Genomic DNA, 11,325 nt, shown 5'->3' on the forward strand with positions numbered 1-11,325 from the left:
GCCCCCGAACAGCCTCGAAAGGATCGCCCATGTCCCGCGACCAGTACACCTTCACCGACCCGTCCGCGCTCTACTCCGACATCCAACCGCGGAAGCAGCACATGCCGGAGCCGGGACTCGACGCGGATCTCACCCCGCGCGCCGACCTGGGCGAGGAGTCCTACCGCGGCACCGGGCGCCTGACCGGACGCAAGGCCCTGATCACGGGCGGCGACTCCGGCATCGGCGCTGCCACCGCGATCGCGTTCGCCCGTGAGGGCGCCGATGTCGCGATCTCGTACCTGCCGCAGGAGGAAGAGGACGCGAGCCGGATCGCCGAGATCCTGCGGGAGGCCGGCGCGACGGTCGCCACCATCCCCGGCGACCTGCGCGACCCGGAGTACTGCCGTGCCCTCGTCGCCGAGGCGGTCGAGAAGCTGGGCGGCCTCGACGTCGTCGTCAACAACGGCGGCAAGCAGGTGTATCAGGAGTCGCTGACCGACATCACGGACGAGCAGTTCGACGACACCTTCAAGACCAACGTCTACGCGATGTTCTGGATCACCAAGGCGGCCCTGCCTCATCTCCCCGCGGGCTCGACGATCATCAACACCACGTCGATCCAGGCCTACTCGCCCTCCGGCATCCTGGTGGACTACGCCTCGACGAAGGCCACGATCAACGCCTTCTCCAAGGGCCTCGCGGAACAGCTCGCGCCGAAGGGCATCCGCGTGAACGCCGTAGCACCGGGGCCGATCTGGACGCCCCTGCAGCCCAGCGACGGACAGCCGAAGGACAAGCTCCCCGAGTTCGGGAAGGACACACCCCTCGGGCGCATGGGACAGCCGGCCGAGCTCGCTCCCGCATACGTGTTCCTCGCCTCGGCGGAGTCGAGCTACGTGGCCGGGGAGACCTTGAACGTGAACGGCGGCATGCCGACCCCGTGACGCTCAGGGCGATCAGGAGGCGAGGGCCGGCGGCCACACGCCGATGAGCAGTGCCATGACCACGACCGTGACCAGCTCATGCGCGATGTTGAGCGTGGTGAGTCGGGTCGATCGCCCCTCGAAAGCGTCATGGGTGATGAAGCGTGCGGCCGTGAACCCGGCCCACAGCGTGACCGCGGTGACGATCGTTCCCCAGAAGAAGGATCCGCCGTAGAAGTGCCAGGCGATCGACGAGGCACCGGCGAGGACCCAGGCCGTGATGAAGCTCACGATGACGGTGGTGACGATGGGCCACACCGCCGTCGCGGCAGGCCGGTCCATGTCGACGTTCGCGAGCTTCGACCAGCGTGTGCCGAACACCTTCGGCGCGTACCAGATCGAGCCGACGACCATGCTCGATGCGGTGGCCAGCAGGACCGCCCAGTAGTTGATCTCGGGAACCATGACAGCCTCCACTCGTCGGATGCCTCACGATACTCCCGGGGCGGGCGGAAGTGCGGGTGGCACCTGCATGATCCTGTGACGGATGCATGACTCGGACAGCCGGGACGCTCATGCACGCGGGGAACGGTCATGCAAACGGCCAGGGCGATCCGGGGAAGTCGGGCACGCCGAACCGATTCGATCCCCGCCCTGGCATGAATGTAAGCGTTTGCACTAGCCTGTTCCCATGGCACAGCTTGAGCAGATCGCAGCCCCCGGTTCCGAGTGGTGGCGCAGCGCCGTCATCTACCAGATCTACCCCCGCTCCTTCGCGGACGCCTCGGGCGACGGCATCGGCGACCTGCCGGGCATCACGAGCCGGCTCGATGCCCTGCAGGAGCTCGGCGTCGACGCGATCTGGCTCAGTCCTTTCATGACGAGCCCGCAGCGCGACGCCGGCTACGACGTGGCCGACTACCGCGACGTCGACCCGCTGTTCGGCACGCTGGGCGACTTCGACGACATGCTCGAGGCTGCGCACGCCCGCGGCATCCGCGTGATCGTCGACCTCGTCCCCAACCACTCGTCCGACCAGCACCCCTGGTTCCAGGAGGCACTGAAGGCCGCACCTGGCAGCCCCGAGCGCGCGCGCTACATCTTCCGCGACGGCAAGGGCGAGAACGGCGAGCTCCCGCCGAACAACTGGGAGTCGGTGTTCGGCGGCGGCATGTGGCAGCGCGTGACCGAGGCCGACGGAACCCCCGGCCAGTGGTACCTGCACATCTTCGACGCGACGCAGCCCGACTTCGACTGGAACAACGAGGAGGTGCAGGAGGATTTCCGCTCGATCCTGCGCTTCTGGCTCGACCGTGGTGTCGACGGCTTCCGTGTGGACGTGGCCCACGGCATGATCAAGACCGAGGGCCTGCCCGACTACACGCCCCCGACCGACGCGGACTCCATGGGCGGCGGCGAGTCGAACGTGCCGTACTGGGGCCAGGACGGCGTGCACGAGATCTACCGCGACTGGCACAAGGTGCTCGCCGAGTACGACGGCGACCGCGCCCTGTGCGGCGAGGCCTGGATGCCCACCCTCAAGCAGACCGCGCTCTGGGTGCGCCCGGACGAGATGCACCAGACCTTCAACTTCCCGTACCTGATGACGGAGTGGGACGCGAAGAAGCTCGGCGACGTGATCCGCGAGTCGCTGGACGCGTTCGGTGAGGTCGGCGCCCCGAGCACGTGGGTGCTGTCGAACCACGATGTGGTGCGCCACGCGACGCGCCTCGCACTCACCTCCGACAACCCCCAGGGCGAGGGCATCGGACCGAACACCCCTGACAAGCCGGACACCGCGACCGGACTGGCTCGCGCTCGCGCTGCGACGACCCTGATGCTGGCTCTGCCCGGTTCCTCCTACCTCTACCAGGGCGAAGAGCTCGGGCTGCCCGAGGCGATGGAGATCCCGGACGAGTACCGTCAGGACCCGACGTGGTTCCGCACGAACGGCGCACGCTACGGACGTGACGGATGCCGCGTGCCGCTGCCCTGGAACGCAGAGGCTCCGGCCTTCGGCTTCAACGACACCGGACTGTCGTGGCTTCCCCAGCCCGCCGACTGGGCGACCTACGCGCGCGACGTGGAAGAGGTCGACCCGGCGTCGACGCTCGCGCTGTACAAGCGCCTGCTGGCCGGACGGCGTGAGCACGGCTTCGGCAGCGGCTCTCTGGTGTGGGAGGACGCCGGTCCCGAGGCGGTCGCGTTCCGCCGTGGTGACGTGCACGTGGTCGCGAACCTCGGTACCGCCCCCGTCGAGCTGCCGGCAGACGTCTTGGTGTTGCTGCAGAGCCAGCCCTTCGAAGGAGCCGCGATCCCGGTCGACACGGCCGTCTGGTACACCACCGCGACCCACGCCTGACACCCTCCGGTCGCGGTTGTCGTCGCCCACGCCTGCGTGAAGCGACACACACCGCGACCGGAGCTTTTCGACAGAGGAACCATGGCCAGCATCGATGAGGTCGCCCGGCTCGCCGGAGTCTCCACCGCGACCGTCTCGCGCGCACTGAGCGGTCGCGGCCACGTGTCCGAATCCGCGAAGGAGAGGGTGCAGGCCGCAGCGCAGACTCTCGGCTACGTGGTGTCGTCCCGTGCGTCGAGCCTGGCATCGGGTCGCACCCGCAACGTCGGGGTCATCGTCCCGTTCCTCGACCGGTGGTTCTTCAGCACGGTGCTCTCCGGCGTCTCGGCCGCGCTGATGCGCGAGGGCTACGACATCACGCTGTACAACATCACCGCCGACAAGGACGTGCGCCGACACGTGTTCGACACCTTCCTGCGACGGCAGCGCGTGGACGCCGTGATCGCGGTGTCGATCGAGCTCGACGAGGACGAGACGCAGTACCTGCTCGACCTCGGACTCCCCGTGATCGCGATCGGTGGTCCGAACCCGAAGCTCGACACCATGACCGTCGATGACGTCGCCGTCGCGCAGTTGGCCACCGAGCACCTGATCAGCCTCGGCCACACCGACATCGCGCACATCGGAGCCAACCCCGAGTTCGACATCGACTTCCACATCCCGACCAACCGCCGTCTGGGCTTCGAGAAGGCACTCGCCACGGCAGGGATCCCCCTGAACCAAGCCTTCCTCGAACCAGCCGACTTCACGGTGGAGGGCGGCTACCGGGCGGCGAAGCAGCTGCTCGGCAGGCCGGGCCCCCGCCCGACCGCGGTATTCGCGGCGTCGGATGAGATGGCCATCGGAGCACTGCTCGCTGCCCGCGACCTCGGCTTCAGCGTGCCGGAGGAGTTGTCGATCGTGGGCATCGACGGCCATGAGCTCGGCGAGTTCTTCCGCCTGACCACGGTCGATCAGTTCCCGCTCGGGCAGGGCGAGCGGGCAGCGGATGCGGTGCTTGCCAAGCTCGCCACCCCGGATGCCGTGCACATCCCGTCTGCACTTCCGTACGAGCTGAACGTGCGCGGGACGACGGCCCGCCTCCTGTAGGTCGAGGCGAGCCGTCGTCACCGATCAGCTCGCGACGATGAGGCCCTCGGTCGCCGTGCGAGCAGCCTCGAAGCGGCGCTGCACGTCAGGCCAGTTCACGAGGTTCCAGAACGCCTTGACGTAGTCGGCGCGCACGTTGAGGTAGTCGAGGTAGTAGGCGTGCTCCCAGACGTCGAGCTGCAGCAGCGGCGTCACGCCGAGCGGTGCGTTCCCCTGCTGGTCGAACAGCTGGAAGATCACGGGGCGGGCGCCCACGCTGTCCCAGGCGAGCACGGCCCAGCCCGATCCCTGCACACCGAGCGCGGTCGCGGTGAAGTGCGCCCGGAACGCATCGATCGATCCGAATGCGTCGACGAGCGCGGCCTCGAGCTCGCCCTCCGGAGCGCCGCCGCCCTCGGGCGAGAGGTTCTGCCAGAAGACGGAGTGGTTGATGTGGCCGCCGAGGTTGAACGCGAGGTCCTTCTCGAGCTTGTTGACGTTCGCGAGGTCGCCGGCGCTGCGTGCGGTGGCGAGCTGCTCGAGCGCGGTGTTCGCGCCGGTCACGTACGCCTGGTGGTGCTTGGAGTGGTGCAGCTCCATGATCTTGCCGGAGATGTGCGGCTCGAGCGCGGAGTAGTCGTACGGGAGCTCGGGGAGCGTGTAGAGAGTGGACATTGTGCTTCCTTTCGATGGTGCTATCGGTGGGTGCGGATCAGTGCTCGGGGTCGTGCGGGAGCGAGTGGAATCGGCGGTCGAGGTAGACCAGAGGACGCCCGGACGGACCGGGCAGCACCTCGATGACCTCGGCGATGACCACGGTCGACGACCCCACTGCGACGGTCTCGATGGTGCGACACCGCAGCGCCGCCCTGGCCTCGGGGAGGTGCGGTTCTCCGGTCGGCAGCGTCGCCCACCCCTGCTCGGGGGTGAAGCGCTCGGAGCCGCTGACCGCGAAGCTCTGCGCGAGGTCGGAGTGCTCGTCGTCGATCAGATGCACCACGAAGGTGTCCGCTCCGAGGATCGCTCCCGCGGACCCCGTCGCCCTGGTCACGGAGAACACGATCGCCGCGGGGTCGACCGCCACCGAGGCGACGCTCGACGCCGTGAGGCCGACCGGCCCGTCCGGAGTGCTCGCGGTGATGATCGCGACGCCGGCGGGATGCGTGCGGAACGCGGCCTTGAGCCCTTCGCCGATCGGGGTGGGCACGGGTGTCGCGGTCATCGACCGGCCTCCATCATCTGTTCCTGCTTCGCATGCGTCAGCATCTCCTCGCGCTCGACGATCTTCGTCCGCTCACGGCCACGGGCTGCTCCCGCCCCACGCTCCGCGGCATCGATCCGCAGCCAGCCATCGAGGTCGACCGCGTGCGACAGGTGGGCGATCGGATCGTCGTCACGCGCTTCCAGCTCGACCGATCCGAGGTCGTCGACGACGTGGCCGATGGTCTGCGCGGCGTCCGACTTGGTCGAGCCGATGAGTCCGACCGGCCCGCGCTTGATCCAGCCCGTGGCGTACAGCCGGGGGATCGGGACGCCCTCCGCGTCGACGACTCGACCTTCGATGTGCGGCACGACTCCGAGCGTAGTGTCGAACGGCATCCCAGGCACGGGCGTCGATCGATATCCCACGGCACGGTAGACCGCTCCGACGTCGTAGCGCAGCAGCTCGCCGGTGCCGACCATGCGACCGAGCTCGTCTGACGCGGTGCGCTCCATCTCGATGCCGGTCACGGAGTCGGTCCCCAGCAGCCGCACCGGGCGTTGCCGCAGGTGCAGGTGTATGCGGCGCGAGGCCGTGCGCGTCGCGGGGTCGACGGCGGCCCATTCGGTCATGGTGCGCACGATGATGCGCCGCTGCGAGAACTGCGCGACCATCCGCTCGGCGTGCTCGTCGAGAGCGAGTTCTTCGGGGTCGACGATCACATCGACGTCGTCCTGCTCGGCGAGCTCGCGCAACTCCATGGCCGAGAAGCGCACGTCGGCCGGTCCTCGCCGAGCGAAGAGGTGCACATCGCGCAACGGGCTGGCCACGAGCTGGTCGAGCACGGCATCAGGGGTGTCGGTGTGGGTCAGCGCCGAGGCGTGCTTGGCCAGGATCCTCGTGACATCCAGCGCCACGTTGCCGGCCCCGAGCACGGCGACCGACTCGGCGGCGAGCGGCCAGGTGCGCGGTGCATCGGGGTGCCCGTCGTACCAGGCCACGAAGTCGGCGGCGCCGAACGAGCCGGGGAGATCTATGCCGGGGATGTCGAGAGCGACGTCGAGGTCGGCACCCGTCGCCACGATCACTCCGTCGTATGCGGCACGCAGCTCGTCGATCTCGACGTCACGGCCGATCTCGACGTTGCACCGCAACCGGATGCGTGGGTTCACGAGCACCTCGTGCAGGGCGTCGGTGATCTTCCGGATGCGGGGATGGTCGGGCGCGACGCCGTAGCGGACGAGACCGTACGGCGCCGGGAGCTTCTCGAACAGGTCGATCGCTGCGGTGGGGACACGGTCGAGCAGGATGTCGGCGGCGTAGATGCCCGCAGGGCCCGCCCCCACGATGGCGATGCGCGGCTCCACGGCGGGTGATCCGGCGGCGGTCATGCGTGCTCCCCCTGGGGCGCGAGCGCGGCGATGATCGGGTGATCGAACGTCAGCGTGCCCGTCTTCGCGGCACCGCCGGGAGACCCGATCTCGTCGAAGAACTCGACGTTGGCCTTGTAATAGTCCTGCCACTCATCGGGCAGATCGTCTTCGTAGAAGATGGCCTCGACCGGGCACACCGGCTCGCAGGCGCCGCAGTCCACACACTCGTCGGGGTGGATGTAGAGCGAGCGTTCGCCCTCGTAGATGCAGTCGACAGGGCACTCGTCGATGCAGGCCTTGTCCTTCACATCGACGCACGGGAGGGCGATCACATAGGTCATCGCAGGGTCTTCGTTCGGGTCACGCTGTCCTCGTTCGGGTCGATCAGCCCTTGCCGGGCCACATGACTACCGTAAAACCTCAAGTACACTTGAGGTCAAATCGAAGGAAAGGCGGCCGGATGAGTCCGCATGCACCCGACGAACCGCTCACGATCGGCGAGATGACCCGACGCACGGGGGTCGCCGCTTCCGCGCTGCACTTCTACGAGGGCCTCGGCCTCATCGCGTCGACGCGCACGCCGGGCAACCAGCGCCGCTATGCACGGCACATGCTGCGCCGCGTCTCGCTCATCACGGTCGCGAAGCGCCTCGGCATCCCGCTCTCCGACGTGCAGACGGCCTTCGCCGACGTGCCACTGACCGAGACCCCGAGCCACGAGGACTGGCAGCGGGCCTCCCGACGTTGGAAGCGCGAGCTGGAGAAACGCCGCGAAGGCATCGAACGGCTCGAACGCGAACTCACCGGATGCATCGGCTGCGGCTGCCTGTCGATGAAGGCCTGCGGCCTGCTCAACCCCGACGACGCGCTCGGCACTCAGGGCGCCGGCCCGCACCGCCTGCAGGACTGACCCACTCGCCTGCGAACGCCGCGAGACCCACTCCCGCCGCCGAGACCCATCGCCGCATGCGCCGGCGGGAGTGGGTCTGGGCGAGGAGAGTGGGTCTCGACAGGGAGCGGGTCAGCGCACCTCGAAGTCCGCGGAGAGCAGCACCTCGTCGCGGGAGCTCGGGCCCACCAGCAGCTCGAACGTGCCGGCCTCGACCAGACGCGTGCCCGCGGCGTCGACGATCGTGCAGTCGGACACCGGCAGCTCCAGGCGCACCCGTACGGACTCCCCCGGGGCGACGTCGACCTGACGGAAGGTCTTGAGCTCCTTGTCGGTCCAGCTCACGCTCGTCACCGAGTCGCGCACGTAGACCTGCACCGTCTCGCGTGCAGGCCGTTCCCCCGTGTTCGACACCGTGACGTGCCCGACGATCGTGTCGGACTCCGCCAGCGAGGTCTCCTCCAGCACGAGGTCGGAGTACTCCACGGTGGTGTACGACAGACCTTCTCCGAACGCCCAGGCGGGCGACTGCGTGAGGTCCGCGTAGCGGTCGCCGTGTTGTCCGCGGATCTGGTTGTAGTACGTCGGCTGCTGGCCCACGTGGCGCGCGAACGAGATCGGCAGGCGCCCTGACGGTACGGCAGCTCCGGAGATGATGTCAGCCAGCGCGCGCCCACCCTGCATGCCGGGGTTCGCCGCCCAGATCACCGCTGCCGCCTTCGATGCGGACGCCGGGAGCACGAGCGGCTTCGAGGCGAGCAGCACGATCACGACGGGCTTCCCGGTCGCGATGAGCGCATCGATCAAGGCGTTCTGCCCGCCGATGAGCTCGAGGGTCGCAGTGGAGCGGCCCTCGCCGACGAGCTCGATCCGATCGCCCACGACCGCCACGACGACGTCCGAGTCGGATGCGGCCGAGACGGCCTCCGCGATCAGAGCGGCGTCGGGCTCGCAGGCCCTCACCACCGGCGGACGCGGCTGCTTGTCGGGGAAGAACGGACCCTGCGGGTCTTCCTCGAGCGTGAGGATGTCGGCACCGCGGGCGTGGGTGACGCTCCAGCCGTCGATCGTCTGCAGGCCGTCGAGCACGGTCGTGATCATCTCGCGAGGCTGACCGTCGAGCCATCCCGCCTGACCGGAGCCGCCGGCCCAGTCGCCGAGCTGCGTCTGCGCATCGTCGGCGAGGGGGCCGGTGACCGCGACCTTCAGCGCGGACGCGGGGTCGAGCGGCAGCACGCCGTCGTTCTCGAGCAGCACGAGCGAGCGGCGGGCGACCTCGAGGTTCAGTTCCGCGTGCTCCACGCTGCCCACCACGGTGTCGAGCGCGGTGCTAGGAAGGCGCGGGTTCTCGAAGAGCCCCAGCTCGAACTTCAGCGTCAGTATGCGGGCGGCGGCGGCGTCGAAGGCGTCCTCGGCGAGCATGCCCTTCGCCACGGCATCCAGCGCTCCCTCGAAGAAGCCGGGCGTGGTCATGATCATGTCGTTCCCCGCCCGCACGGCAGCCGCGGCCGCGTGCGTGATGTCGGGCTGGATCCGCTGCTCCCACACCATGCGACCGACGTTGTCCCAGTCGGTGATGAGCGTGCCGGTGTAGCCCCACTCGCCGCGCAGCACGTCGCTGAGCAGCCAGTCGTTGGTGGTGATCGGCACGCCGTCAGTGGTCTGGTAGCCGAGCATGAACGTGCGGCAGCCCTCGCGGGCGACGCGCTCGAACGGCGGCAGGAACCACGAGCGCAGCTTGCGGCGGGAGATGTCGGCCTCGCTCGCGTCGCGCCCGCCCTGGGTCTCGGAGTACCCGGCGAAGTGCTTGGCGGTCGCGAGGATGGCCGTGGGGTCGTCGAGTCCGTCACCCTGATAGCCGCGCACCATGGCCGAAGCCAGTTCGCCGATCAGGAACGGGTCTTCACCGAAGGTCTCGTCGATGCGACCCCAGCGCAGATCGCGGGCGATGCACAGCACGGGCGAGAACGTCCAGTGGATGCCGGTGACCGCGACCTCCTCGGCCGTCGCACGGGCGACGCGTTCGACGAGCGCGGAGTCCCACGACGCGGCCATGCCGAGCTGCGTCGGGTAGATCGTCGCCCCCGGCCAGAACGAGTGCCCGTGGATGCAGTCCTCCCCCACCAGGAGCGGGATGCGGAGCCGGGTCTGCGCCGTGAGCTCGTTCGCTCGCAGGATGCGCTCGGGCGAGGTGTGCAGGATCGAGCCCGCATGGCGCCGCGCGATGTGGTCGTCGATGTCGTCGCGAGCGTCGAGCTGAAGCATCTGCCCGACCTTCTCCTCCAGCGTCATGCGGCTGAGGAGGTCGGCCACGCGCTCGGGGATCGAGAGAGCGGGGTCCTGGTACGGGAGCTGCGTGGTCAGAGTCTGAGAGGTCATCACTTCGTGTTCTGGTTCGTGTTCGGTGTCGGGGTCGTCGAGGCGTCGCCGGGCCCGGAGGGGTCGGACGAGGTCGCCGACGTTACGGGATCGGGAGCCTTCTTCGGCAGGGGCACGCTGCGGACGGCGGTGACGGCGTCGTTCACGTTCAGCCCCTTCTGCTTCATCGCCCTGGCCCGCTCGCCCGCCGAGCGCAGTCGCGGGTTGACGTACTCGTCGATGCCGAAGTTGATGAGCGAGAGCGCGACGCCGATGATCGCGATGCAGAGCCCGGCCGGCACGTACCACCACCACAGTCGCGGGAACGCACCGTTCTGCTGCGCCCAGAACAGGATGGTCCCCCAGTTGAGGTTGCTCACCGGGATCACCCCGATGAAGGCCAGCGTCGTGAGACCGAGGATGGCCGCCGTCACGGTCCCGACGAAGCTCGAGGCGATGAGCGCCATGAGGTTCGGGAGCATCTCGACCGTGATGATGCGGCGCAGCGGCTCGCCGTTCGCGCGCGCGGCCTGGATGAAGTCGCGGTTGCGCAGCGACATGGTCTGCGCGCGCAGCACGCGGGCGCCCCACGCCCACCCGGTTATCCCCAGCACCGCGGCGATCACGATCAGCGGCGGGTTCTCGAACTGCGAGGCGATGATGATGATCAACGGGATGCCGGGGATCACCAGGAACACGTTGGTCAGCGCCGACAACGACTCGCTCTTCCAGCCGCGCACGTAGCCGGCGATCACACCGATCGTGATCGCGATGATCGTGGCGATGAAGGCCGCGAGGAATCCGACGACGATCACACCGCGGGTGCCGTAGATGATCTGGCTCAGCACGTCTTCGCCCATGTGCGTCGTGCCCAGCCAGTGCTCCCAGGAGGGCGGCTGACGCAGCGCCGTGCGGTCCTTCTGGGTCGGCCCGTACGGGGCGATCCACGGAGCGAGGATCGCGATGAGCACGAACACCCCGAGGATGATGAGCCCGGCGATCGACTTGGGGTTGCGGAACATCGCGAACGCCTGCGCGAGCTGCGACCAGAACGTCTTGCGCGGCGGCGCTCCCGTCGACGGGGTGCGCAGCGTGGCGGTCTCGGGCATGCCGGAGACGACGGCCGATCCGTCGGGCGCTGTGGTCGCTGCAGTGGTGGGAACGGTCAT

11 protein-coding genes are annotated in these 11,325 nt (G+C 68.8%); 4 read left to right on the forward strand and 7 right to left on the reverse strand.

Translation table 11 applies throughout. The features are described 5' to 3' along the window. Window positions 1-29 precede the first annotated feature (29 nt). Window positions 30-926, forward strand: coding sequence for an SDR family oxidoreductase (locus tag MOX01_RS17020; RefSeq protein WP_141370701.1), 897 nt, complete (start codon window positions 30-32; stop codon window positions 924-926). Between the two features lie 12 nt (window positions 927-938). On the opposite strand, the gene MOX01_RS17025 is transcribed toward MOX01_RS17020, so the two are convergent. After that, window positions 939-1,370, reverse strand: a complete 432-nt coding sequence (locus MOX01_RS17025) for a DUF1761 domain-containing protein (RefSeq protein WP_046746813.1) — start codon at window positions 1,368-1,370, stop codon at window positions 939-941. A gap of 226 nt (window positions 1,371-1,596) precedes the next feature. Between MOX01_RS17025 and MOX01_RS17030 the strand changes: the two genes are divergently transcribed. Beyond that, window positions 1,597-3,267 carry a glycoside hydrolase family 13 protein gene (locus MOX01_RS17030; protein WP_141370703.1) on the forward strand — a complete coding sequence of 557 codons (1,671 nt, stop codon included), beginning with the start codon at window positions 1,597-1,599 and terminating at the stop codon, window positions 3,265-3,267. Window positions 3,268-3,348: 81 nt separating this feature from the next. Continuing rightward, window positions 3,349-4,356 (forward strand): LacI family DNA-binding transcriptional regulator, encoded by a 1,008-nt coding sequence (locus MOX01_RS17035; RefSeq protein ID WP_141370705.1) that lies wholly within the window; start codon window positions 3,349-3,351, stop codon window positions 4,354-4,356. 24 nt (window positions 4,357-4,380) lie between these two features. Here MOX01_RS17035 and MOX01_RS17040 read toward each other — a convergent pair whose 3' ends face one another. The 4 genes from MOX01_RS17040 to fdxA are packed head-to-tail and all read right to left on the reverse strand — an operon-like array spanning window position 4,381 to window position 7,250. After that, window positions 4,381-5,010 (reverse strand): superoxide dismutase, encoded by a 630-nt coding sequence (locus MOX01_RS17040; protein WP_058631605.1) that lies wholly within the window; start codon window positions 5,008-5,010, stop codon window positions 4,381-4,383. 37 nt (window positions 5,011-5,047) lie between these two features. Beyond that, complete coding sequence (locus tag MOX01_RS17045; protein ID WP_046746807.1) at window positions 5,048-5,557, reverse strand: flavin reductase family protein; 510 nt, start codon at window positions 5,555-5,557, stop codon at window positions 5,048-5,050. After that, window positions 5,554-6,927: an FAD-dependent oxidoreductase gene (locus MOX01_RS17050; protein ID WP_141370707.1), complete on the reverse strand. Its 1,374-nt coding sequence runs from the start codon at window positions 6,925-6,927 to the stop codon at window positions 5,554-5,556. Before MOX01_RS17050 ends, MOX01_RS17045 begins: the two co-directional genes overlap by 4 nt. Continuing rightward, window positions 6,924-7,250 (reverse strand): ferredoxin, encoded by a 327-nt coding sequence (gene fdxA, locus MOX01_RS17055; RefSeq protein WP_046746806.1) that lies wholly within the window; start codon window positions 7,248-7,250, stop codon window positions 6,924-6,926. The genes MOX01_RS17050 and fdxA overlap by 4 nt, the downstream gene beginning before the upstream one ends. 119 nt (window positions 7,251-7,369) lie before the next feature. Here fdxA and soxR point away from each other — a divergent pair, with 119 nt between their 5' ends. Further along, window positions 7,370-7,819 carry a redox-sensitive transcriptional activator SoxR gene (gene soxR, locus MOX01_RS17060; protein ID WP_082108542.1) on the forward strand — a complete coding sequence of 150 codons (450 nt, stop codon included), beginning with the start codon at window positions 7,370-7,372 and terminating at the stop codon, window positions 7,817-7,819. Between the two features lie 111 nt (window positions 7,820-7,930). Here soxR and MOX01_RS17065 read toward each other — a convergent pair whose 3' ends face one another. Together MOX01_RS17065 and MOX01_RS17070 are read right to left on the reverse strand one after the other, a co-directional pair. Continuing rightward, complete coding sequence (locus MOX01_RS17065; RefSeq protein ID WP_141370709.1) at window positions 7,931-10,177, reverse strand: exo-beta-d-1,3/1,6-glucosidase; 2,247 nt, start codon at window positions 10,175-10,177, stop codon at window positions 7,931-7,933. Next, entirely contained in the window at window positions 10,177-11,325 is a 1,149-nt protein-coding gene (locus MOX01_RS17070; protein WP_141370711.1) for an ABC transporter permease, read from the reverse strand. The genes MOX01_RS17065 and MOX01_RS17070 overlap by 1 nt, the downstream gene beginning before the upstream one ends.

This window comes from Microbacterium oxydans, from assembly GCF_006540085.1.
GTDB lineage: Bacteria > Actinomycetota > Actinomycetes > Actinomycetales > Microbacteriaceae > Microbacterium > Microbacterium oxydans.